Annotated in this window: 31 protein-coding genes; 16 read left to right on the top strand and 15 right to left on the bottom strand. The window is 63.1% G+C overall.

The window, feature by feature from the left end:
• Positions 1 to 140: 140 nt before the first annotated feature.
• From NKH38_RS19300 to NKH38_RS19280, 5 genes are all read left to right on the top strand, one after another.
• Positions 141 to 1343, top strand: coding sequence for a phosphoglycerate kinase (locus tag NKH38_RS19300; protein ID WP_352762164.1), 1203 nt, complete (start codon positions 141 to 143; stop codon positions 1341 to 1343).
• A 120-nt stretch (positions 1344 to 1463) separates the two neighbouring features.
• On the top strand, positions 1464 to 2489 hold the full coding sequence (locus NKH38_RS19295) for a class I fructose-bisphosphate aldolase (protein WP_352656877.1): 1026 nt from the start codon (positions 1464 to 1466) through the stop codon (positions 2487 to 2489).
• A 172-nt stretch (positions 2490 to 2661) separates the two neighbouring features.
• The gene (locus NKH38_RS19290) at positions 2662 to 3402 is read left to right on the top strand and encodes a DUF899 domain-containing protein (protein ID WP_023670134.1); all 741 of its coding nucleotides are present in this window, start codon (positions 2662 to 2664) and stop codon (positions 3400 to 3402) included.
• 62 nt (positions 3403 to 3464) lie between these two features.
• Entirely contained in the window at positions 3465 to 4178 is a 714-nt protein-coding gene (locus NKH38_RS19285) for an SGNH/GDSL hydrolase family protein (RefSeq protein WP_023670135.1), read from the top strand.
• 85 nt (positions 4179 to 4263) lie between these two features.
• On the top strand, positions 4264 to 4524 hold the full coding sequence (locus NKH38_RS19280) for a hypothetical protein (protein WP_023670136.1): 261 nt from the start codon (positions 4264 to 4266) through the stop codon (positions 4522 to 4524).
• Between the two features lie 9 nt (positions 4525 to 4533).
• On the opposite strand, the gene NKH38_RS19275 is transcribed toward NKH38_RS19280, so the two are convergent.
• On the bottom strand, positions 4534 to 4695 hold the full coding sequence (locus NKH38_RS19275) for a hypothetical protein (RefSeq protein ID WP_023670137.1): 162 nt from the start codon (positions 4693 to 4695) through the stop codon (positions 4534 to 4536).
• A 204-nt stretch (positions 4696 to 4899) separates the two neighbouring features.
• Here NKH38_RS19275 and NKH38_RS19270 point away from each other — a divergent pair, with 204 nt between their 5' ends.
• The 3 genes from NKH38_RS19270 to NKH38_RS19260 all read left to right on the top strand — a co-directional run bounded on the left by NKH38_RS19270 (position 4900) and on the right by NKH38_RS19260 (position 6508).
• Entirely contained in the window at positions 4900 to 5070 is a 171-nt protein-coding gene (locus tag NKH38_RS19270) for a hypothetical protein (protein WP_023670139.1), read from the top strand.
• Between the two features lie 181 nt (positions 5071 to 5251).
• Positions 5252 to 5662: a hypothetical protein gene (locus NKH38_RS19265; protein WP_352762163.1), complete on the top strand. Its 411-nt coding sequence runs from the start codon at positions 5252 to 5254 to the stop codon at positions 5660 to 5662.
• A gap of 126 nt (positions 5663 to 5788) precedes the next feature.
• On the top strand, positions 5789 to 6508 hold the full coding sequence (locus NKH38_RS19260; RefSeq protein WP_023670141.1) for a helix-turn-helix transcriptional regulator: 720 nt from the start codon (positions 5789 to 5791) through the stop codon (positions 6506 to 6508).
• A 63-nt stretch (positions 6509 to 6571) separates the two neighbouring features.
• Here the strand turns inward: NKH38_RS19260 and NKH38_RS19255 are convergent, their stop codons facing one another.
• From NKH38_RS19255 to NKH38_RS19245, 3 genes are all read right to left on the bottom strand, one after another.
• Positions 6572 to 7264: a DUF1013 domain-containing protein gene (locus NKH38_RS19255; RefSeq protein WP_023670142.1), complete on the bottom strand. Its 693-nt coding sequence runs from the start codon at positions 7262 to 7264 to the stop codon at positions 6572 to 6574.
• 326 nt (positions 7265 to 7590) lie between these two features.
• On the bottom strand, positions 7591 to 7731 hold the full coding sequence (locus tag NKH38_RS19250) for a DUF1127 domain-containing protein (RefSeq protein WP_023670143.1): 141 nt from the start codon (positions 7729 to 7731) through the stop codon (positions 7591 to 7593).
• Between the two features lie 357 nt (positions 7732 to 8088).
• A complete protein-coding gene (locus NKH38_RS19245) occupies positions 8089 to 9099 on the bottom strand; it encodes an NAD(P)H-quinone oxidoreductase (RefSeq protein ID WP_352762162.1) in 1011 nt (336 codons plus the stop codon).
• 146 nt (positions 9100 to 9245) lie between these two features.
• Here NKH38_RS19245 and NKH38_RS19240 point away from each other — a divergent pair, with 146 nt between their 5' ends.
• From NKH38_RS19240 to NKH38_RS19230, 3 genes are all read left to right on the top strand, one after another.
• A complete protein-coding gene (locus tag NKH38_RS19240) occupies positions 9246 to 9440 on the top strand; it encodes a DUF1192 domain-containing protein (protein ID WP_023670145.1) in 195 nt (64 codons plus the stop codon).
• 96 nt (positions 9441 to 9536) lie between these two features.
• Positions 9537 to 10775 carry an MFS transporter gene (locus tag NKH38_RS19235; RefSeq protein ID WP_023670146.1) on the top strand — a complete coding sequence of 413 codons (1239 nt, stop codon included), beginning with the start codon at positions 9537 to 9539 and terminating at the stop codon, positions 10773 to 10775.
• 32 nt (positions 10776 to 10807) lie between these two features.
• Complete coding sequence (locus NKH38_RS19230) at positions 10808 to 11071, top strand: ArsR/SmtB family transcription factor (RefSeq protein ID WP_023670147.1); 264 nt, start codon at positions 10808 to 10810, stop codon at positions 11069 to 11071.
• 29 nt (positions 11072 to 11100) lie between these two features.
• Here NKH38_RS19230 and NKH38_RS19225 read toward each other — a convergent pair whose 3' ends face one another.
• The 5 genes from NKH38_RS19225 to NKH38_RS19205 all read right to left on the bottom strand — a co-directional run bounded on the left by NKH38_RS19225 (position 11101) and on the right by NKH38_RS19205 (position 13918).
• Positions 11101 to 11565 (bottom strand): SRPBCC family protein, encoded by a 465-nt coding sequence (locus tag NKH38_RS19225; protein WP_023670148.1) that lies wholly within the window; start codon positions 11563 to 11565, stop codon positions 11101 to 11103.
• A gap of 16 nt (positions 11566 to 11581) precedes the next feature.
• Positions 11582 to 11956 carry a nuclear transport factor 2 family protein gene (locus NKH38_RS19220; RefSeq protein ID WP_032893136.1) on the bottom strand — a complete coding sequence of 125 codons (375 nt, stop codon included), beginning with the start codon at positions 11954 to 11956 and terminating at the stop codon, positions 11582 to 11584.
• Positions 11957 to 11979: 23 nt separating this feature from the next.
• Positions 11980 to 12306, bottom strand: a complete 327-nt coding sequence (locus tag NKH38_RS19215) for an ArsR/SmtB family transcription factor (RefSeq protein WP_023699361.1) — start codon at positions 12304 to 12306, stop codon at positions 11980 to 11982.
• 5 nt (positions 12307 to 12311) lie between these two features.
• Complete coding sequence (locus NKH38_RS19210; protein ID WP_352762161.1) at positions 12312 to 12968, bottom strand: glutathione S-transferase family protein; 657 nt, start codon at positions 12966 to 12968, stop codon at positions 12312 to 12314.
• 116 nt (positions 12969 to 13084) lie between these two features.
• Complete coding sequence (locus NKH38_RS19205) at positions 13085 to 13918, bottom strand: alpha/beta fold hydrolase (RefSeq protein WP_352762160.1); 834 nt, start codon at positions 13916 to 13918, stop codon at positions 13085 to 13087.
• A 114-nt stretch (positions 13919 to 14032) separates the two neighbouring features.
• Here NKH38_RS19205 and NKH38_RS19200 point away from each other — a divergent pair, with 114 nt between their 5' ends.
• From NKH38_RS19200 to NKH38_RS19190, 3 genes are all read left to right on the top strand, one after another.
• Positions 14033 to 14560, top strand: coding sequence for a winged helix-turn-helix transcriptional regulator (locus tag NKH38_RS19200; protein ID WP_023754138.1), 528 nt, complete (start codon positions 14033 to 14035; stop codon positions 14558 to 14560).
• Between the two features lie 79 nt (positions 14561 to 14639).
• A complete protein-coding gene (locus NKH38_RS19195) occupies positions 14640 to 14873 on the top strand; it encodes a hypothetical protein (RefSeq protein ID WP_023684002.1) in 234 nt (77 codons plus the stop codon).
• Positions 14874 to 15050: 177 nt separating this feature from the next.
• Positions 15051 to 15482 carry a GlcG/HbpS family heme-binding protein gene (locus NKH38_RS19190; protein ID WP_352762159.1) on the top strand — a complete coding sequence of 144 codons (432 nt, stop codon included), beginning with the start codon at positions 15051 to 15053 and terminating at the stop codon, positions 15480 to 15482.
• A 238-nt stretch (positions 15483 to 15720) separates the two neighbouring features.
• Here the strand turns inward: NKH38_RS19190 and NKH38_RS19185 are convergent, their stop codons facing one another.
• From NKH38_RS19185 to NKH38_RS19170, 4 genes are all read right to left on the bottom strand, one after another.
• The gene (locus NKH38_RS19185; protein ID WP_023670154.1) at positions 15721 to 16122 is read right to left on the bottom strand and encodes a hypothetical protein; all 402 of its coding nucleotides are present in this window, start codon (positions 16120 to 16122) and stop codon (positions 15721 to 15723) included.
• Between the two features lie 192 nt (positions 16123 to 16314).
• Entirely contained in the window at positions 16315 to 17262 is a 948-nt protein-coding gene (locus NKH38_RS19180) for an agmatinase (protein WP_352762158.1), read from the bottom strand.
• A gap of 198 nt (positions 17263 to 17460) precedes the next feature.
• Entirely contained in the window at positions 17461 to 17643 is a 183-nt protein-coding gene (gene rpmF, locus NKH38_RS19175) for a 50S ribosomal protein L32 (RefSeq protein ID WP_008834724.1), read from the bottom strand.
• Between the two features lie 153 nt (positions 17644 to 17796).
• Positions 17797 to 18504 (bottom strand): transglycosylase domain-containing protein, encoded by a 708-nt coding sequence (locus NKH38_RS19170; RefSeq protein ID WP_050586887.1) that lies wholly within the window; start codon positions 18502 to 18504, stop codon positions 17797 to 17799.
• Positions 18505 to 18636: 132 nt separating this feature from the next.
• On the opposite strand from NKH38_RS19170, the gene NKH38_RS19165 reads away from it, so the two are divergent.
• Entirely contained in the window at positions 18637 to 19554 is a 918-nt protein-coding gene (locus tag NKH38_RS19165; protein WP_023690071.1) for a polyprenyl synthetase family protein, read from the top strand.
• 98 nt (positions 19555 to 19652) lie between these two features.
• Here the strand turns inward: NKH38_RS19165 and NKH38_RS19160 are convergent, their stop codons facing one another.
• Entirely contained in the window at positions 19653 to 20654 is a 1002-nt protein-coding gene (locus NKH38_RS19160; protein ID WP_023730811.1) for an NADP-dependent oxidoreductase, read from the bottom strand.
• 68 nt (positions 20655 to 20722) lie between these two features.
• The gene (locus tag NKH38_RS19155; protein WP_023690069.1) at positions 20723 to 21538 is read right to left on the bottom strand and encodes an oxidoreductase; all 816 of its coding nucleotides are present in this window, start codon (positions 21536 to 21538) and stop codon (positions 20723 to 20725) included.
• Between the two features lie 102 nt (positions 21539 to 21640).
• Between NKH38_RS19155 and NKH38_RS19150 the strand changes: the two genes are divergently transcribed.
• Complete coding sequence (locus tag NKH38_RS19150) at positions 21641 to 22228, top strand: TetR/AcrR family transcriptional regulator (protein WP_023733042.1); 588 nt, start codon at positions 21641 to 21643, stop codon at positions 22226 to 22228.
• Positions 22229 to 22458: the final 230 nt, after the last annotated feature.

Raw genomic sequence — 22458 nt, 5'->3', positions numbered from 1 at the left:
GATCGGTTCACGCTGACGTCCCGCATCATCACGACAGCCTTCTCCTTGATCTCAAAATTTAGCTCGCACTCCGGCTCAAGCCTTGCATCGTCATCGATGCGAGGTATGGTCCCGGCGATTTTCCACGGAAAGGAACCCGCATGGCCGCCCTCAAGACACTCGACGATATCGGCAATATCAGCGGCAAGCGCGTGCTGGTGCGCGTCGACCTCAACGTGCCCGTCGCCGACGGCAAGGTCACCGACGCCACCCGCATCGAACGCATTGCGCCGACCATCGCCGAACTGTCCGGCAAGGGCGCCAAGGTCATCCTGCTCGCGCATTTCGGCCGCCCGAAGGATGGTCCCTCGCCCGAATTCTCGCTGGAGCCGATCGCCAAGGCTGCCGCGGAGGTGCTTGGCCGCCCCGTCGGCTTTGCCGGCGACTGCGTCGGCGACACGGCGGGCAGTGCGGTCGCCGCCATGAACAAGGGCGATGTGCTGCTGCTGGAAAACACCCGCTTCCACAAGACCGAGGAGAAGAACGACCCGGCCTTTACAGAGCGGCTCGCCGCCAATGGCGATATCTTCGTCAACGACGCCTTTTCCGCCGCCCACCGGGCGCACTCCTCGACCGAAGGCCTGGCGCGGCTGTTGCCGTCCTATGCCGGCCGCACCATGCAGGCCGAGCTCGAGGCGCTGGAGAAGGGGCTCGGCAATCCGGTCCGCCCTGTCGTCGCCATTGTCGGCGGCGCCAAGGTGTCGACCAAGATCGACCTGTTGATGAACCTGGTGAAGAAGGTCGACGCGCTGGTGATCGGCGGCGGCATGGCCAACACTTTTCTCGCCGCGCGTGGCACCGCTGTCGGCAAGTCGCTGTGCGAGCATGACCTTGCCGCGACCGCCAAGCAGATCATGATCGAGGCCGCCGAAGCCGGCTGCGCCATCATCCTGCCTGTCGACGGTGTCGTCGCCAAGGAATTCAAGGCGGGTGCGGCCAGCGAGACCGTTGCCATTTCGGATGTCCCGGCTGACGGCATGATCCTCGATGTCGGCGAAAAGACCGTGAAGACGATCGGTGAATGGATCGACCGCGCCGCGACCCTGGTCTGGAACGGCCCGCTCGGCGCCTTCGAGATCGAGCCTTTCGACCACGCCACGGTGGCGGCGGCCAGGCACGCGGCGGCCCGCACCAGGGCCGGCAAGCTGGTCTCGGTCGCCGGTGGCGGCGACACGGTGGCCGCCCTCAACCATGCCGGCATCGCCGACGACTTCACCTATGTCTCGACCGCCGGCGGCGCTTTCCTCGAATGGATGGAAGGCAAGCCGCTGCCCGGCGTCGACGTGCTGAAGAAACAAGCCTGACCGGATCGGGGGCGCAAAAACGGACGCCAGGAACTTTCAATCGATTCGAGCTTTCCGATCCCATTCCTTTGGCGGTAGACTTCCGTTACGCGCGGAGCGTACCCCCTTAGGAGAAGAGAAATGAGCGAACGTCTCGAAGACATTGCCGCCGCGATGGTGGCCGGCGGCAAGGGCCTGCTGGCCGCCGATGAAAGCTCCGGCACCATCAAGAAGCGCTTCGACGTCATCGGCGTCGAATCGACCGCCGATAGCCGCCGCGACTACCGCGAGATGATGTTCCGCGCCAAGGACGCGATGACGAAGTACATCTCCGGCGTCATTCTCTACGACGAGACCATCCGTCAGAAGGCTGCCGACGGCACGCCTCTGGTCGACATCATCAAGGCGGCGGGCGCCATTCCCGGCATCAAGGTCGATGCCGGCGCCAAGCCACTCGCCGGCTTTCCCGGCGATACCGTTACCGAAGGCCTCGACGGCTTGCGCGAACGGCTCGCCGATTATTACAAACTCGGCGCCCGCTTTGCCAAATGGCGCGCGGTGATCGACATCGACACCGGCAAGGGCGTGCCCTCGGCCAATTCGATTGCCTCCAATGCCCATGCGCTGGCCCGCTATGCCGCACTGTGCCAGGAGGCCGGCATCGTGCCGATCGTCGAACCGGAAGTGCTGATGGACGGCGCGCACGACATTGACACCTGCTACGACATCTCGAAGGCAACGCTGATCAAGCTCTATGACGAGCTGCATGCAGCGCGCGTTGTGCTGGAAGGCACCATCCTGAAGCCGAACATGGTGCTGGCCGGCAGGAAGTCGGGCAAGGTGAGCAGCCCCGAAGAGGTCGCGGAAAAGACCATAAAACTGTTCCGCGAAACCGTACCGGCAGCGGTGCCGGGCATCGCCTTCCTTTCGGGCGGGCAGTCGGACGAGGAGGCTACCGCCAACCTCAACGCCATCAACGCCATCGGCCCGCATCCGTGGAAGCTGACCTTCTCCTATGGCCGCGCCTTGCAGGCCGCCCCGCAAAAGGCCTGGAGCGGCAAGACATCGAACGTCGCCGCCGGCCAGGCCGCCTTCACCCATCGTGCCCACATGAACCATCTGGCGGCGCTGGGACAATGGACGGCGAGCCTCGAACAGGCCGCCTGAGCGCAGTCCTCCCGTTGTCATACAACCCGGGCCGATGCGCCCGGGTTTGTTTATGCAAAGCCCGGCTTGGACGGAGTTCGTCCATCCTTATCTCCTTTTCGGCAAAAGCTGACGGCGATGTCGGTTTCTGCCCACCCCAAACGTCCTTGGGTGAACAGACAGGGAGAACTTCATGACTCGCAGCAAGGTGGTTTCGCGTGAAGACTGGTTTGAGGCGCACAAGGCGCATCTGGCGCGCGAGAAGGAATTGACACGGTTGCGTGAGCGCATCGCCGCCGAGCGGCGTGAACTGCCCTGGATGAAAATCCGCAAGGACTATGTCTTCGAAACCGAGCAGGGTCCGAAGAACCTGGCCGGACTGTTCGGCGCCAACAGCCAACTGATCGTCTACCACTTCATGATGACGCCAGGATCGAACCACCGCTGCGAAGGATGCTCCTTCCTTGCCGACCATATAGACGGCGCCGATCAGCATCTCAGGCACCACGACGTGTCGCTGGTGGTGGTTGCGCGCGCGCCGCTGGCGGAACTGCTGCCTTACAAGCAGCGTATGGGCTGGAAATTCGACTGGGTGTCGTCCTACGCCTCGGATTTCAACTTCGACATGCAGGTCTCCTTCACCGACAAGCAGATCGCGGCCGGCGACACCACCTACAATTTCGAGACGCGTCCGCGCACGTCAAAGGACCTTCCCGGCACCAGTGTTTTCTACAAGGACGAGAACGGCGACATATTCCTTACCTTTATGTCGCGCGCCCGCGGCGGCGAGGCCCAGATCGGCACTTACGACTATCTCGACATGACACCGAAGGGCCGCGGCGAAAATGGCCCTTATCATAGCCTGATGGACTGGGTGCGGCTGCATGACGAATATCAGGACAAGCAGGCGGATAAGCCGAACTGCTGCGACTAGAAGCGCGTTCACCTGCGCCCAAACATGCGCTAAGGCTGCCGTTAACCTCTAACGGTATTGCCATGCGCTTCCCGGCCCTTCTTACCTGGCTCGCCTACCCCGTCTATTTCTGGCAGGGCCTCGGCGTGCGCCGCCGCACCACCCGCATGCTGCCGGCACAAGGGCCGGTCATGCACGAAATATCGGGCAAGGCGCCGGCCATCTCGCTGCTGGTGCTGGGCGATTCCTCGGCCGCTTCCGTCGGCATCGGCAATTCCGAGAACGGGCTTGCCGCGCAGCTTGCCGTCATGATCGCGCAACGAACCGGCCTTGCCGTGCGCTGGCGCGCCGCTGGCTTCAACTCGGCAACGTCGGGCCAGATCCGCGACCATGTGCTGCCCAATCTGTCGGCCGATCCGTGGACGCATATCGTGCTCGCCATCGGCACCAACGACACCAAGAATTTCCACTCGGTACCGCGCTTCAAGAAGGAGTTCGGTGGCCTGCTCTACGCCTCGCGTGCCAAATGGCCGGAGGCGCGCGTGGTGTGGTCGCCGGTGCTGGAGTTCACCCGCGCGCCGGCCATGCCGCCGCTGCTCGGCAAGATTCTCGAAATCCGCGCTACCGCAATGAACCGCATGGGCGAGCGCCTCTGTTTCGAGCGCGGCGCCGTGCCGGCGCCACGGCTGCCGATCACCAACCCGGAGGCCGGCTTTGCCTCCGATGGCTTTCATGCCTCGGAAGCCGGTTACCGCGCCTGGGCCGAACATCTGGTCGGATGGGTGCTCGCCGATTGACCTGAGGGGGCACAAGCTCGGACTGGTGGGCTTCAGAGAACTGACATGAGTATTTCCAAATACTGTTGATTGCAGCCTGCTTCCAATGGATCTGAGCCAGAATATCATCCAGCAGCAATGGATGAGCTACGGCCTGGATTCCGAAACCGGCAACGACACCTGCACGCTGACCGGCAACCGCGCCGAATCGAGCAAGCATGTCATTCCGGCCGGCCCGGCCAGCGCCACGCCTTTTATTGCGGCGAACCTGCCGGAATTCATGACGACGCGCGGTGGCGATTACTTCTTCGTGCCCAGCCTCAACGCCATCCGGATGATTGCCATGGGAACGGTGGACCCGACCTGACCCTCAAGGCTATGTCCAGTGCCCCAGCGCACCCGCCAGCGCGATGGCCGCCATGGCGATCAGGGCCAGCTTCCAGAAATCGCCGCGCCGCTTCAGGCCCGGCCAGCCGAGCGGCTTGATCAGCTGAATGGCCATCATGCCGATGATGACGAGCGCGAGGAGTTTCGACATGCCCGCCTTTGAGCAGCATCGCGACAGGCTGTCAAAGCGGTTCTTGCATGGTCTCGGTCGACTTGGCCATTCCTGACAAAAGGCTCGTTTCCGAACCGACCGCCAAGCACCTCGCAGCTTTCTTCAACGACCTGACATGCTCCTGACAGACTGCTGTCAGGAGGGGTATGCAATAGTGTCTCCATCAGAGAAGAGGAGATGGTCATGAACAGCTTTGGTATTTTGAACAGCGTACAGCACTATGTCGGCAAGATCCGCACGATGCGCAATGAAGTTCGTACCCAGCGCTTCCTGAACTCCTTGCCCGCGGACATCCGCAAGGACATTGGCTGGCCGGATATGTATGAGGGTCACAGCCGCATTCGCGAGATCTGAGGCGTTTTACATGACAATGCTTGGATGCGAACCCCGCAACGCCCGGATCATTGACATGGCCCCCCGGGCGGCGACCCCTCGGGCTGGCGCAAAAACTTTGGCGCCTGCTACGGACAATGCTGAAGGCTCCTGACAGAATGCTGTCAGGAGCACCATGCCATAAACGTGTCAGGAGACATGAATGGTGAAAAGCTGGAACGACAGGCTGAACACGCCGGGCGTCAACGGCGTGAAGCCGACGCCACGCACAATGGGCGACGTCGTCGAGGGCCAGCCGATGCTGGTGCCGACGCCCCGTCAGGTCGATGATTTCATCCGCACGATCCCCAACGGCCTCGAGATGGATGTACGCGCCTTGCGCACCGCGCTCGCCATCGAGCATGGGGCGCACGTGACATGTCCGGTCACCATCGGTTATCATCTGCGAACCGTCGCCGAAGCCGCCAATGAGGATCTCGAACGCGGCATGACGCTGAACGATATCACGCCGTACTGGCGTGTGCTCGACGTGAACACGCCGACAACGAAGAAGTTGTCCTTCGGCGCGGAATTCGTCGCCGTGCAGCGCAGGCGCGAAGGACTTAAACCATAATGCGTGTCGCCCAAAAGTGCGCAGCGGTTTTTGGGAGAACGACAAGCATAAAACAGGACATGGATGTCACCCGGAACCGGTTTTGGGACCATGACATTCATAGACAAGCAGTCGAGGGACCATACGATGCGACGTGCCGACAGGCTCTTTCAGATCGTGCAGCACCTGCGTGGCGGCCGGCTGGTCACCGCCCAGAAGCTCGGCACATGGCTCGAGGTTTCCGAGCGGACCATCTACCGCGATATCGCCGATTTGCAGTCGACCGGAGTGCCAATCGACGGCGAGGCCGGCGTCGGCTACATGATGAGGGAGGGTTTCGACCTTCCGCCGCTGATGTTCACGCGTGACGAAATCGTCGCGCTGGTCGCCGGCGCCCGCATGGTGCGGGCCTTTGGCGGCGCGGCCATGGCGCGTGCGGCCGACGAGGCGCTGGTCAAGATCGGCGCCGTCCTGCCCGACGCCGAGAAGGACCGCATCGCCCGCACCGAGATCCACACGCCGATGTGGGTGGTGAGCGACGCCGCGCGTGAGGCGATCGACGTGATCGAGCGCGCTGTCGAGAAGCGACAGGTGCTGACCATCGACTACCGCGACGAGGCCGGCCGCAGCACCGGGCGTGACATCCGTCCGCTCGGTCTGTGGTTCTGGGGCAAGGTATGGACGCTGGTTGCCTGGTGCGAGATGCGCGACGATTTCCGCGCCTTCCGCATCGACCGCATCGCCTCGGTGGTCATCGCCGGCCGCATCTTCAAGCCTGAGCGCGGCAAGCAGCTTGCCGACTTCTACCGCGCCGTCGAACGCTCGGAGGACTATGGCATGACGCCGGACCGGGCGGCGCGCAGCTGAGACTTCGATAATCAATGAAAAAGCCCGCTCGAAGCGGGCTTTTTTGATGAACTGTCGCAAACCTTACTCGTCGTCCGCATCTTCCTTCTTGGACTTGAGCGCCGAGAGCTTGGCGAACACGGCGTTTGCGTCGAGCTCGGCATCCTCGTCCTTCGGCTTCTCCGGCGCCGGCACCAGGCGCTCGGTCACGGCAGCCGGCAGCAGCGTGTCGCCGACAGGCTGCGCCTGCTCGCGGCCGCGCGAGGCGCGGTTGACTTCCATGTCGAGGTCGATCTGCGAAGCGAGACCCAGCGTCACCGGGTCCATCGGCTGCAGATTGGCCGAATTCCAGTGCTTGCGCTCGCGGATCTGTTCGATCGTCGACTTGGTCGTGCCGACCAGGCGCGAAATCTGCGCGTCCTTCAATTCCGGATGGTTGCGGACCAGCCACAGGATGGCGTTGGGCCGGTCCTGGCGCTTCGACAGCGGTGTGTAGCGGGGACCCTTGCGCTTGGATTCCGGCACCCGCACCTTGGGGTCGGACAGTTTCAGGCGCTGGTTCGGATCCTTCTCGGCGCGCGCGATCTCGTCGCGGGTCAGCTGTCCGGTCATGATCGGATCCATGCCCTTGATACCCTGCGCCGATTCGCCGTCGGCGATCGCCTTGACCTCGAGCGGATGCAACCCGCAGAACTGCGCGATCTGCTCGAAGGAAAGCGCGGTGTTGTCGACCAGCCAGACGGCGGTCGCCTTGGGCATCAGCAGCGTATTGGCCATTTCAAAAATCCTTCTCGTTCGCCCGCGTTCCCGCGCGGGCGGTGGTTTAGAGCCACCAAAATGGGAAATTCGCGGCCTGTATAACCGCTCCGCTGCCGTTTCGCAATGTTTTTGGCGCAGGGCGCAGCCGTCGGACACCGGACAGCGGGGGAGGCCAGGAGGACCTCGGCTCCGGCGATCATTGATGCCGAGTTGTACAGGGGGTCCAAAACGACAAAACCCGCCGGACAGGGTCCAGCGGGCTCGGAACCGGCGACGGGATACCGTCTGCGGCGGCTCTTGCTTCTGCCGCGTGGTCAGGCCTCATCGGCCGACCAGGCTTCGAATTAGATGGCCTTGCGGGCAATCCTCTCGATGTCGCCGCGGCTGATGCCGAGGTCGCTGAGCTGACGGGCGTTGAGCTTGTTCAGCTCGCGCACGGTTTCGTTGTACATACGCCAGTTACGGAAAGCGCGGATCGGGTTCATGGTTGTCCTCCAGTTGTTGGATCAAATCGTTTCGATGACGCTTAGATAGGCAGTGCTGCCCACGAATTGAACAGACGTCTTTGCATAGCCGCAATGCAAATGCTGCATTGCAGCATTAAGCTTCTGTTCATCTTGCCGACAGGCTGAGCGCGGAGCATGGCGCGAGGTTCAGGTCAGGCCGAGCAGAGAATGGCGGCTCCCGAGAACCGGAGCGGAGCGTACTTCAGTACGAAGCACCGGCCTACGCCGGCCGTAGCCTTAACTGCCGCAACCCCTCATGAGGGCTTCGGCCGGCGGAAGGCCGGAAGCGCAGGGAGCCGCCATTCGCAGGCCGGCCTCACCTGAATCTCGCCCCATCTAGCCGACGTCGAGAACGATCTTGCCTATATGCTCGCCCTCTTCCATGCGCTCATGCGCCCGCCAGGCGTCGGTTAGCGGGAAGATCATGTCCATCACCGGCGCTACCTTCCGGGTGCCGAGCAGCGGCCACACCTGTGCTTCCAGTGCGGCGACGAGCGCCGCCTTGAACTCGACCGTGCGAGGCCGCAGCGTCGAGCCGGTGTGGGTCAGCCGCTTGACCATGATTTTCGAGAAATCGGCGCTCGCCACCGCGCCGGCCTGGACGGCGATCTGGACGATCCTGCCCTCGACCGCGGCGGCCTCGTAGTTGCGCGCGATATAGTCGCCGCCGACCATGTCGAGAATGACGTCGGCCCCCTTGCCGCCAGTCGCATCCTTGACCGCCGCGACGAAATCCTCCTCGCGGTAGTTGATCGCCCGGTCGGCGCCGAGCTTCAGGCAGGCGTCGCATTTTTCCTTGCTGCCGGCGGTGGTGACGACATACGCGCCGAAGGCCGACGCCAGCTGGATCGCCGTGGTGCCGATGCCCGATGAGCCGCCATGGACCAGCAGCGTCTCACCCTTTTTCAAGCCGCCGCGCTCGAACACATTGTGCCAGACGGTGAAATAGTTTTCCGGAACCGCGGCCGCCTCCGTGTGGGTGAAGCCGGCGGGCAGCGGCAGCACGCTGCCGGCATGAACCTTGACATATTCGGCATAACCGCCCCCCGGCGTCAGCGCGCAGACCCGGTCGCCGATGCGCCAGCGCGATATCTCGTCGCCAAGGGCGGCCACTTCGCCCGATGCCTCGAGACCGGGCAGGTCGGAGGCGCCGGGCGGCGCCGGATAGGCGCCCTTGCGCTGCTGCACGTCGGGGCGGTTGACGCCGGCCGCACGCACCCGGATCAGGATTTCGCCGGGACCAGGCACCGGCACGTCGCGCGTTTCCGGTTTCAGCACCCGCGGCCCGCCCGGTTGCGAGATTGCGATGGCCGTCATCGTGGCTGGAATTTTATGTCCGCTCGCCATGAAATTTCCCGTCTCGGTCCGCCGGTCTGTCGCCGGCTGCCAGCTTCTTGCCGGCTGTTTGCATCTGCGCCCCTGCCCTATGTATGCTGATTGCCGGATCAGGCAAATGGCCAAATCAGCCCAATACTGAATAGGGAGGAGCGACGATGGCGATCTTCGACGACGAACCCAAAAAGAAAGCCCGCCCGCATGAGATCGGACAGGATCTGTCGCTGCTTTCGGTCGGTGACCTTACCGAACGGATCAGCATCCTGCGCGAGGAGATTGCCCGGCTCGAAGCCGAGCTCCAGACCAAGGGCAGCACCAAATCGGCGGCCGAAGCCCTGTTTCGCCGCGGCTAGTTTTCGCGTTAGTTTCGGCGTTGAGCATCCGCCGCCGAAAAGCCCGAATGCGCCTGTCTTCAGACCCCGCCACCGAATCTCCAGACGGATCAAACAATGTTTGCAAGCTACAGGCCGATCCTCTCGCTGCTTCGCGGCACCGCTTTCCTGCTTGCAGCTTCGGGATTGCACGGCCTGTTGTTGCCGTTGCGCGGCCAGATCGAAGGGTTTTCGACCGCATCGCTCGGTCTGATGGGCACGGCCTGGGCCGGTGGCTTCGTCACCGGCTGCTTCTTCGCACCGCGCCTGGTGCGCCGCGCCGGCCACGTCCGGGCGTTCGGCGCCTTTGCCGCTTCGGGCGCCATCGTGGCGCTGCTTACCGGCCTGATCATCGACGAATATGTCTGGATCCTGCTGCGCGCCTTCACCGGCTTCACCATGGCCGGAGCCTTCATGGTCATCGAAAGCTGGCTGAACGAGAAGGCCACCAACGAGAACCGCGGCACCGTCTTCGGCCTCTACATGATGGTCACCTATGCCTCGATCATGGGCGGCCAGATGATCGTTGCGGGCGGCGACGTCAGATCGGCGTCGCTGTTCATGATCACCGGCATATTGTTCTGCTTGTCGCTGATCCCGACCGCGGTGTCGTCGGCTTCGTCTCCCAAGCCTTTGCAGGACGTCAAGCTCGACGTCAAAGGTCTCTACGCCAACTCGCCGGTGTCGGCGATCGCCTGCCTGTTGGTCGGCATCGCCAATGGCGCCTGGGGCACGCTTGGCGCCGTCTACGGCGCCCGTATCGGCATCTCCACCGCCCAGATCGCACTGATGATGAGCCTTGTCGTTATTGCCGGCGCGGCCATGCAGCTTCCGGCCGGACGCCTCTCCGACAAGACCGACCGCCGTTTCGTGCTGGCGGGCGCGGCTTTCGGCGCCGCACTGTTCGCCATCCTGATCTTCCTGTTCGAACCGCGTTCCGCCGTCCTCGTCATTGTCTTCGCCGCCGCCTACGGCGCCTTTGCCTACACGCTCTATTCGATCGCCGTGGCGCATGCCAACGACCACGCCCGATCGGAGGATTTCGTCAAGGTCTCGGGCGGCCTGCTGCTTCTGTATGGCTTCGGAACCATGATCGGGCCCCTGCTGGCTGCCGCCCTGATGGGTTGGCTCCGCCCCGAAGGCCTGTTCCTGGCCACCGCGCTAGCGCATCTCAGCCTCGCCGCCTACACGTTGCTGCGCATCAGCCGCCGCGCGCCGGTGCCGATCGAAGACCGCGACGCCTTCAAGACCCAGCCGGCCGATCGCTCGGTCACCCCTGAAGCACTGCGGCTCAGAAAAGCGGAAGCCGACGGTTGAGATTTGAAAAGCTTTGCCCCACAAGTATAGGCATGATCTTTTCTGACGCCTTCATGGCGATTGCGGACCCCAACCGGCGCTATCTTCTGGAAGAGCTCCGGCGTGGCCCGAAAACCGTCAACGAACTGGCTTCGGGCCTGCCAGTCTCCCGCCCGGCCGTGTCCCAGCATTTGAAAGTGTTGCTGGACGCCGGTCTGGTTCAGGCCAAGGCCGAGGGCACGAGGCGGGTCTATACAGTCAGCAGTGGCGGCTTCCTCAAGCTCAATATTTGGCTTGATCAGTTCTGGGAAGCATAGGCCGCGATTCCAGCTCGCCTCCCTGGCTTTCAAGTGTCCGTTGCCAGCGCCTTGCCCAGCGCATCGAGCAGGAATCCGGTACCATGCTCGCGCGATGACGGTGTGTCGTGCCCATCGAGAAACGCGCCCTGCTCGGTGAGCACCAGACGCGTGCCCGTGCCTTCCGGGCGAAGCTCAATTGTCGCCAGCGAAACCGAGATTCTGACATCACCGAACAGCATGTCGTAGCTGTAGACGATGCGCTGGTTGGGCACGATGTCCTGATAGGTGGCGGTATAGGTGTGGATCGGCCCGTCCTTCGGCCCGCCGGCATTGACCTCCTGGCCGCCGACGCAAAAATCCATTTCGTGCCTGTGGGTCATCGGGTTGTCGGGGTCGGCGAACCAGCGCCGCTTGGCGGCCGGATCGCTGAGCGCGAAATAGACTTTCGCCGGCGCAACTGGATAGAGGCGCTCGAGGACGAAGGTGGAGTGGACGACGGATCGTTCGGCCATGGTCGGGTCCTCTTGGTCAGCTTGATGGTTTCTGCGCGACGAAGACGCCGTCGCGATAGGACGCGCCGAAATAGACTTCGACGGCGCGCAACCTGTCGCCATGGAACAGATGCAGTTCGGTGTTGCGGAAGGTCTTTCCGTCCGCCGTCTCGCAGCGATAGAGGACAAAGGCGGCGTCCTCGTCCTCGCATATCCGCTCGATGACGATCGAGCTGAAGGCCGGGCTGTCCGGCCAGCAGCGCTCGAAATAGGTCGCACGGTCGATGGCGTCGTCATAAGGGCTGGTGAAGGTGAAATCGTCGGCGAGCACCGCCGCGACGGCAGCCTTGTTATTCGCCTGGTAGGCGGAAAAATAGCCGCGGATCAACTCCGCTCTGCTTTTGCCGGGCATGGTCATTTCTCCTCTGCTTCAGGTCATTCGGTTCCGGCGAGAAAATCGCCGAGCCGGTCGAGCCGACGCTCCCATGTCAGCCGCCGTTCGTTGATCCAGTGTTCTGCGCTGCGCAGCGCCTGCGGCGCGATCTGGCAGGTGCGCACGCGGCCGAGCTTTTCCGAGCGCACCAGCCCGCTTGCTTCGAGCACGTTGAGATGCTGGACGACGGCCGACAGCGACATCGCCAGCGGTTCGGCCAACTGGCTGACCGAGGCCGGCCCACGCGACAGCCGTTCGACCATGCTGCGCCTGGCCGGGTCTGCGAGCGCCTGGAACATCAGGTCGAGCTGGGCGGGATCGTGCAGCATCGCGATCAGCCGTTATTGTAGGGAAAGAACTTGAAGTAGGGCTGCGCCTCCTCGACCACCCGGGCGAAGGACGGCCGCTTGAGCAGGCGGTCGTGGTAGTGTTTCACGGCCGGATAGCTGTCGCCGAATGGCTCGACCTTGTTGGCGTAGAACAGCGCCGGCGAGGCCGCGCAGTCGGCCATGGTGAAGGTAGGCCCGGCCGCCCAGAGTTTCGAGCGCATCTCCTCCTCGATGATCGCATAGGCGTTGCGCAGTTGCGCGCGCGCCTCGTCGACCCCGAACGGATCGGTCTTGTCCTGCGGGCGCAACCTGTCGCCGACGATCTTCTGCATCGGCGCCTGCACGTAGAAATCGTAGAAACGGTCAGCCTGGCGGACCTGGAGAGCAAGGTCGGCCTCGGCCGGGATGAGCTCGACCGGCCCGGGATAATGCGCGGCCAGATATTCGATGACGATGGTCGATTCCAGCACCGTGCGATTGCGTGCATCGTCATGCAGCGCCGGCATCTTGCCGGTCGGCGACACCTTCAGGAATGCTGCCCGCGACTGCTCGTCGCCGAGGTCGACGATAACCGGCGTGAAGGGCGTGTCGTTCTCGTAGAACGCAATCAGCGGTTTCCAGCAGAACGATGCCAGCGGATGGAAATGGAAGGTCAGGGACATTTTTTGCTCGTCTGTTTGTGGTTCGCCGATGCTGGAGCGGTGCCAGCCAGCGCCAACACTGAAGCATTTACTTAACTATTCCCGTGAGGCGAATGTGTCAAGGTTCGAGACTGCCTTCAGGGCTTGGTATGCGTGACGATGGCGGCAACGATCGTGCCCCAGTCGTCGGGATGCAGTTCGTGGCCACCGCCTTCGACGCGGACAAGCCGCCCGCCGGCAACAGCGTCGGCAAGGGCTGCGCCATGCTCGACCGGAAAGATCGGATCCGATGTCCCGTGAATGACGAGCAGCGGAACCTTGATCTCGCGCAGGCGTCCTTTCAGATCCTCGCAGCTCTTCAGCATGAAATGGTTAGTCGCGCTCAGGAAGCCGCCGGATCGGTCGTAGTCCTGTTGGACGAACGCGCGCATCGCCTTCTCGTCGAACGGATGCGCGGTGCTGGCGATCGCATGCGCATCCTTGACGACGAAGCCGATCACCTGGTGGCGGTCCGACCAATCGACCTTGGCGCCATCGGCCGAGTGCTCCATATCGGCCTCGGTCGTCCCCGGCAGGTGCGATGTATCGATCCCCACCGGCGAACTGCTGATCACCGTCAGTGTGATGACACGCGAGGGATGTCTCAACGCCAGTCGTTGCGCGATCGTGCCGCCCATTGACATCCCGACCACATGCGCCTTGCCGATGCCGCAACCGTCGAGGACGCGCACCGCATCGTCCGCCATGTCGTCGAACGTATACGGCGGCTCGCCCGTCGCATATTTGGTCGACAGGCCGGTATCGCGATTGTCGTAGCGGATCACGAAACGGCCCTCGCCGGCGAGTTTTTTGCAGAGCGCCTCCGGCCCCCACAGCATCGAGGCCATGGCGCCCATGATCAGCAGAACGGTTGGATCGCCGGGATTCCCAAACGTCTGGGAGACGATTTCGGGTGCTGCGGCCCGTGTCATGGGACTCTCCTCGCATCGGCCAATCAAAGGCCAACCAAACTGATTGCGTTTTGCAATCGGTTGCACGATAATAAAACTGATACGACAATGCAACTGGTTTTTGAGGAGAGTCGGATGAAAACCGAACACCGCTCGGGATGCCCTATCAATCTGTCGCTGGAAGTGTTCGGCGATCGCTGGAGCCTGATCATCCTGCGCGACATGATTTTTGGCGGCAAACGCCACTTTCGCGAACTGCTCAACGGCTCGATCGAGGGCATCGCTTCCAATATCCTGGCCGACCGGCTGAAGCGGCTGATGGAACTCGGCATGCTGACCAAGGCCGACGACCCCTCGCACAAGCAGAAGGCGATCTACAGCCTGACCGAGATGGCCATCACGCTGGTGCCGATCATGGCGCATCTCGGCGCTTGGGGCCGCGTCTGGCTGCCGGTGAGCGAGGAGCTTTCGATCCGCGCCGAGCTGCTGGAGAAAGGCGGACCGCCAATGTGGGAGCAGTTCATGGACGAGTTGCGCCACGACCATCTGGGCACGCCTGTCGCCACACCCGCGCGGCCTTCCGTCCGCGCTACATTGCAGGCCGGATATGAGGCGGTGGTCGCCCGCAAGGCGTCGAGCGGCATCGAGGCCCCCGCCGCTTGACCAACTTATTTCCCCATTATCAGGCCGGCTCTGCTATCAAGGGGCTGAAAAACATAATTTACGGGATTGGATAACGCTCTTGGTCGAGAACTCTAAGGATACTGCCCGCGCCCGGGCGGATATGCGTTTCAAGAAGCAGGAAGAGGCCGCCACGGTGCGGCAAAAGGCGATGGCGGAGTATGTCGCCGAGGCCGACGCCCGCCAGGCCAAGACCAACAAGCTCCGGGCATTGCGCCTTGCCAAGGAAGCGGAAGACCTCGCCAACGCACCCGCCGTTCCGGTCAAGAAAGCGCCCCGAGCCAAGAAAAAATAGCGCGGCCTTCTTCATCGACGCCCCGATCTGGATGCCGGCGGATCGTATCCGCCATGTGCCACGATCAGCAATGCCCGCCACTTCCGCTTTCCCACGCGAAGCAATTTCAACCGCAACCGGGATTTCGCATCCCGCATGTCAGGTCGATGATTGACGCGTTTTGATCAGGAGACAGCCATGACCGCACTGACCCTCGAAAAAGCCAAGCACATCATCGACGCCGCCTTCCCCAAGGGCGCCGAGCTGAAGCTCAAGCCGCTCGGCGTTTCCGTGCTGGACGCCGGCGCGCATCTCGTCGCCTTCCAGCGTCAGGACGGAGCCTCGTTCCTGCGCCCGCAAATGTCGGCCGGCAAGGCCTATGGCGCGCTCGCCATCGGGATGGGCTCGCGCCGTGTCGAGGCTTTCGCCAAGGAGCGGCCGCATCTCGTCGCCGGCATTTCCGACGTCTCGGGTGGACGCGTGTTGCCAGTCGTCGGCGGCGTGCTGATCCGCGACAAGGCAGGCGCCGCCATCGGCGCCGTCGGAATTTCGGGCGATACGTCGGACAATGACGAGGCCGCCGCCATCGCTGGCATCGAAGCCGCCGGCTTCACCGCCGATCCGGGCTGAGGGGGAGCTTCGTCATCCCAGGGCGAAGCAGGAGCGAAGCTCCGTCGCGAAGACCCCGGGATCCATGCCGCGACCTTTGCCGCAAGTGTAAGCGGAGCAGAATTCTGAACCATTGCAACGCCTTAGCCTCACGGAATGGATCCCAAGGTCTGCGCCGCGTCGCTTCGCTCCTTGCTTCGCCCCAGGAGGACCAGAAAGAGCAGCCACGCCAATCGCGAACGGATGCGACCGAAGGCGGCTAGTTCAAATTTATGTCTCTACTCGCCGACCGCATCGACACCGAAAACCCGGCCAGCACATCGAACAGGGCGATCACCATCAGCGTGAAGAAGACGGAGTGCGCCGCGCCCTTCACCAGCAGGAACTCGACCAGGAACGCCACGAAGACCAGCGTCGACAACAGATGGTCCATGATCGAGGCGTTCGTGGTGCGCACCGACTTCACCATTTCGAGGAACAGGAAGATCAGCCCGATCACCACCATCAGGTCGCCGAGCGTCATCGAGAACACCCCGCCCGACATCATGCTGAACGAGAAGATCTCGGTCGCCCACGGATCGTCGCCGCTGCCGAATATTCCGAGGAGTCCGAGATTGTAGGCCACGAAGGGCACGATCAGCAGCGGGATGGCACCGAACATCAGGCGTCTCCTCTAGCAATTCCAGGAAAGCGGTTTCCCAAGGAATTGCCTAAACAATGGGGGCACCTTCTGTAGAATGCCCCGCAGGCACGCCGTCAAGATTTTTCGCTAGCGCCCGCAAACACGGAAAAAGACCGCGCGAAACAACCCTGTCAGCCACAGTTGCCCCGGCTGACCACCGACACGCCGGATTCAGCGCTTGAACTGGCCTGTCCGCACGGCGGCGCCGATAGCGTTGAGGATGAAAAGGCCGGCGGTCATCGAGGTGATCTCGTTGACGTCGCGCGCCGGCGCGATCTCGACGATGTCGATGCCGACGACACGTCCCTTGGCGAACAGCCCCTTGATCAGTTCGATCGTCTGCCGGTAGCTGATGCCGCCAGGCGCCGGCCCTTCGACCGCCGGCATGACAGCGGGATCGAGACCGTCGGCATCGATGGTCAGGTAATAGCGGCCACGGTCCGGGATGCGCTTGAGCAGCGCCGCCGTACCGATATCCTGCCATTCATTGGCGGTGACGATGTTGGAGCCGTAGGCGCGGGCCGCCTCGACCTCCTCGAGCCGGGCGCTGCCCTGGCCGCGGATGCCGAGCTGGAAAATCCCGGCTATATGCGCCATCTCCGAAGCGCGGCGGATGGGGCTGGAATAGCCTTCCCTGACCCCGTTGACATTGTCGCGCCAGTCGAGATGGGCATCGATCTGAACCAGGGTGATCGGCCCTTCGCCGTCAAGCGCCCGCAGGATCGGGATTGGAATGCCGTGATCGCCGCCAATGGTGATCGGCAAGGCGCCGGCGACGCGGATCTTGCGGATCGCCGTTTCGGCCAACCTGTAGTGGCTGCCGGCGGCATCGCCGGGGACATCGCCGACATCGACCACCTTGACGTCCTGCCCGCCGAACAGGGTTCCGCCAATGTCGAAATCATAGCGGTCGAGCCCGAGGCTGATGCGCTGCGAGGCGCGCCGCACCGCGGTCGGCGCGTTGGTCTGGTCGTTGACCAGCTCGTCGATCGTGTAGGGACTGCCGTAAGGCATGCCGATGATGGCGACATCCGCCTTCAGCGCATCGAGGTCCTCGACCAGCGGGAAGTTCATGAAGGTCTGGAAGATATCGCGGGGTGCTGTGGTGAGCTTGGTCATGCGGTCCCTCTGAAGCCGGTCGATCATCGCGCGGAAGCGCCGCGACAAGGCATGCGGACTCAATACAGCACCGCCGCCGCAGCTTGTATCGCCACGGACGCCCGGTCTTTGGCATAGTTGGCGGCGCGGCGCGCACCAAACGCAAAAAAACCGGCCAATGGCCGGTTCTTTTGGCATCAAACCCTTCGAAAGCTGGTCTCAGCTTTCCTTGGGCGTCAGCACCTGGCGACCGCGATACATGCCGGTCTTCAGGTCGATATGGTGCGGGCGGCGCATTTCGCCGGAATTCTTGTCCTCGACATAGGTCGGGGCCTTGAGAGCGTCGGCCGAGCGGCGCATGCCGCGCTTGGACGGAGAGGTTTTTCGTTTCGGAACGGCCATGGATATGCTCCACTACATGGTCAAAATGCCCCGATAGCCCTCGTGAAAGGGCCGCGTCAGGGCCATAATCTGAGAAAGTCGGGTGCCTATACACGCCCTGCGCCGTTTTGGCCAGCACCGTGGCGATTTTTTTTGAGCCGGCAGCGGTTCGACCTAATCAAGACAACCGACATACGCGCCCGAACGGCCGGCGCGGCGTTCGATCAGCGACGCCAGGCGCCGCAGACCCGGACCGGGCTTGGCCGGATTGCGGGCGATCGGATTGGGCAACGAGACGGCGAGCAATGCCGCCTGCCGCCGCGACAGCTGCTTGGCCGAAACGCCGAAATGATGCTGCGCCGCCGCCTCGATGCCGTAAATGCCCGGCCCCCATTCGGCGATGTTGAGATAGATTTCCATGATCCGCCGTTTCGACATCACCGCATCGAAATAGACGGCCAGCGGCAGTTCGACCACCTTGCGCACCGAGCCCAGCGGCCGCGACCACAGGAAAAGGTTCTTCACCGTCTGCATGGTGATGGTCGAGGCGCCGCGCGTCGCCTCGCCGGCCAGCGCATCGTCGACGACGCCGCGCAATTCGCCGAGATCGATGCCGCGATGGAAGCAGAACTGACCGTCCTCCGACATGATCACCGAATTGGCCAGCACCGGCGACACATCGTCGATCGACACCCAACGCCGGTCGTAACCGGAGAAGGTCGCGAGGTCTTTGACCATCAAGGTCGATATCGGATGCACGAAGGACGGCAGATAGAGGAAGGTCAGCCCAATGGGTATCGCCGCCAGCACGACGGCGACGACCAGGCCGCGCCGTGCCAGGCGCTTCAGACCGGCGCGGTTCACGCGCCTTGGTCGCGCCATCTCAAACCCTTCGGTTTCATGATCGACGATCGGTTCCGTCAAGCCGCCCCCACCCGCGCCACTCTCCCGCCTCCGGCATAATGGCGCGAGGCTTCTTGCGCAACGTCTGAGTGTCGGCTACCGCTCCCGGCCATGACGAAAGACGAGCAATTGGCCTTTGAGGCCGGACTTCTGGGGCGGGCGGCGGCGATCGAGGCCGGGCTCAGGCTGCTGCTCGACGGCCGCACGCTTGCCGGCGAGATCGCCCGGCCGGAGCGTCTGATGGCGGCCATGCGCCATGGCGTGCTGAACGGCGGCAAGCGGCTGCGCCCCTTCCTGGTCATGGAAAGTGCCGCCCTTTTTGGCGCCGATGGCGAGGCGGCGATGCGCGTGGCGGCGGCGCTCGAATGCGTGCATTGCTATTCGCTGATCCATGACGATCTGCCTGCCATGGACGACGACGATCTGCGCCGCGGCCAGCCGACAGTGCACAAGGCCTTCGATGAAGCCACCGCCATACTTGCCGGCGATGCGCTTCTGACGCTTGCCTTCGATGTCCTCGCCGATGAGGCGACGGCGCTGCCGGCGGAGCGCAGGGCGGCGCTGGTGCTGGCGCTGGCGCGCGCCGCCGGCACGGGGGGCATGGTCGGCGGGCAGACGCTCGATCTCGAAGCCGAGCGCAACAGGCCGGACGAGGCCGGCATCGTCCGGCTGCAGGCGATGAAAACCGGCGCGCTGATCCGCTACGCCTGCGAAGCCGGCGCGATCATTGCCGGCGCTGCACCGCAGGACCGCGACCGGCTGGCCGAATTCGGCTCGGCGGTCGGGCTTGCCTTCCAGCTCGCCGACGACCTGCTCGACCTGACCGCCGATGCCAGCCAGATGGGCAAGGCGACCGGCAAGGACGCAGCCGCCGGCAAGGCGACGCTGGTGGCGCTGCATGGCGCGAACTGGGCGCGCAGCCAGCTCCATGGGCTGGTCAAGCAGGCGCATGAATTGCTCGAGCCTTACGGTGAACAGGCAGCCTTGCTGAAGGCAGCGGCAAGCTTCGTGGCAATCCGCAACAACTGAGGTTTGGGCGATCGGATGCCGAACCGTTTTCGGAATTTGTCGGCCTTGCGCTGCCTTGCTTTGGTGTCTCTCAAATGCCCCCAAAGCAACTGGGCGCGCTATCTGACCTTGACGACGACCTTGCCCTTGGCGCGTCCTGTTTCGACGTAAGCCAGCGCCTCATTGGTCGCTTCAAAAGGAAAGACCCTGTCGACGACCGGGCGAATCGCCCCATCTTCGATGAGGGACGTGATTTTGCTCAGTTGCTCACCTTGCGCCGACATGAACAGGAACGAAAATCCCACGCCCCGGCGCTTGGCTTTGGTCCTGATACCACGGCTCAGCAGCCGCAGCAGCAGCCTTAGCACCACGTTCAGTCTCTGTTTCCTGGCAAATTCGGGATCCGGAGGACCGGAAATCGAGATGAGCTTCCCACCCGGTTTCAGCACAGTCAGGGATTTCTCAAGCGTCTTGGCGTCCTGGCTGTTCAGGACGACGTCGTAGCCCGACAGGATTTTCTCGAAGTCGTCCTTCCTGTAGTCGACGACGACATCGGCGCCGAGATCCCTGACCAGATCGTTGCTTGCCGCGCCCGCTGTTGTCGCAACGATCGCGCCGAGGTGCTTTGCCAACTGGATGGCGAATGTCCCCACGCCGCCGGAGCCAGCCTGGATGAAGATCTTCTGGCCTGTCTTCAGACCCGCCCTCTCGATGAGAGCCTGCCAGGCGGTCAGACCGACCAGCGGGATCGAGGCCGCCTCTTCCATGCTGAGGTTCGCCGGCTTCAGCGCCACGTCGGCTTCATCGATTGCGATGAATTCGGCGAATGTCCCGATCCGGCCGTCGCGCGGCCGCGCATAGACGGCGTCGCCGGGTTTGAATTTGCGGACTTTCGAGCCCACCCTGACAACCCTCCCGGCAACGTCGTGACCGAGGATGAAGGGCCGGCGATAGGGAAGGACGAGTTTGAATTCGCCGGTTCTGATTTTGGAATCCAGCAGGTTCACCCCGGCGGCATGGACCTCGACCAGGACGTCATTGTCCAGCAGCTCCGGCTCCGGCATCTCGGCCAGCCGCAAAATGCCTTTCTTGCTATATTTATCGACAACGAATGCCTTCATGGCAGTGACTTTCTGAAAGTGTCTGTTGGCCTGCTGTCTGTGCGTGAAATTCTCCGTCCCGCCGTTGTTCAGACCGGCAAGCGGAACTGCTTGCGCAAGGTCTTGTCGAACATCTCCGCGGGGGCGAAGCGGCGCAGCAGGCTGACCTGGCGCGCTGCCTTCCCTGCGGTATAGCGCCGTCGCGGACGGGCGTCGGTCGCTGCCTTGACGACCACATCCGCCACCACTTCCGGCCGATCGGCTTTGGGCATCACATCGGCAAGCAGCGCCTTGAGACCGGCGCGCGCCTGATCGTAGTCCTTCAACAGGGAATCCGGCTCGATGCCGTTCTGGTCGAAGACGGTGCGCACGAATGCCGGCTCGATGACCGAGACGCGAATGTTGAAGGCGCGAACCTCATGATCGAGCGATTCCGAATAGCCCTCCAGCGCGTGCTTGACCGCCGAGTAGTGCGCTGAGTATGGCGCGGGCACCAATCCCAGAATCGAGCCGATGTTGACGATGCGCCCTTGGCCGCGGCGCCGCATCGACGGCAACACCGCATTGGTCATGCGCATGACGCCGAACAGATTGACGTCGAACAGAGCCTGCACCTGTGCGACCGAAGATTCCTCGGCGCCGCCAAGCAGGCCGACACCGGCATTGTTCACCAGCAGATCGATACGACCGGTCTGGGCCAGCACGGTTGCAACGAGGGCGCTGACCGACTCCCCGTCGGTCACGTCGCAGGTCAGCATGGACACCTGCGCCGGGCCGTTGCCGGCCTTGCTGCGGCTCGTCCCGAAGACGGTATACCCCGCCCGCGCCAAGGCCTCGGCACTGGCGCGGCCGATGCCCGAAGAGGCTCCGGTCACGACTGCGGTTCTTCCCGAAAGGGTACTCATTTGATACTCCACAGACATGAGGGCTAGCTTTTTGCCGTTGATTGAATTATGATCGTAATATCACATTACACCTATAATGCAATAGCAGAAAGGAAGAGCGCCATGCGCTACGAAAAGGGCCGAAAGGACGCCTCTCGCGATCGCATCGTCGAGGTCGCAGCCCAGCGTTTTCGCGGTGACGGCATCGCCGCGTCCGGACTGGCAGCCATCATGGGCGACGCCGGACTGACGAACGGAGCCTTCTATCCGCATTTCCAGTCCAAGGCGGAGCTTGTGCGTGAAAGCCTTGTAGCGGCACTGGAGGCCCAGTCGCAGCAACTGCAGGAGGTATTGGCAGCCGGTGGTCCGGAGATGGGCATAGCGGCGTATCTGTCAGCTGAGCACCGGGACAATCCGGGAGCCGGCTGCGCGTCGGCCGCCCTGTTGCCGGAACTCGCGCGTCAGCCGCCCGAAACGCGCCAAGTCTATACCGAACGCTTGCTGGTTCTGGTGCGCCAGTTGTCTGCAGTACTTCCGCAGACCAAGGACCCGGAAGCCGCCGCCCTGGGCGTTTTTGCGACCCTCATAGGCACGCTTCAGCTGGCCCGCGCGGCAGCGGGGACGGAATTGTCGGATCGCATCCTTGCGGCAGGAGCAGACGCCGCGCGCAGCCTGATCCAGCCACGTGAGGGCGAGAAGGCATCCATTTAGAGATAGAGCGGCAGCAGCAAAGAGCCTGACATCCTCATCATGGCGGGCCGCATTACAAGAAGGGTCGCTTTGCCTAAAGTCATCGGCCATTGCCAGCACGAGGCCATCTCAACCTGCATCAGGGAATGACCGCATAAGGGCCGGAAGCGACTGGCAGCTTCAAGGCTCGGAATCGGACGGCCACCGCGACGCAGTCCGTAAGGGGGGTAACTTGCGACGGAGGAATCGAT

Origin of the sequence: Mesorhizobium sp. M1078 (genome assembly GCF_040318615.1) — a bacterium.
Taxonomy (GTDB): domain Bacteria; phylum Pseudomonadota; class Alphaproteobacteria; order Rhizobiales; family Rhizobiaceae; genus Mesorhizobium.
This window is presented reverse-complemented; position numbering and strand designations above follow the sequence as displayed.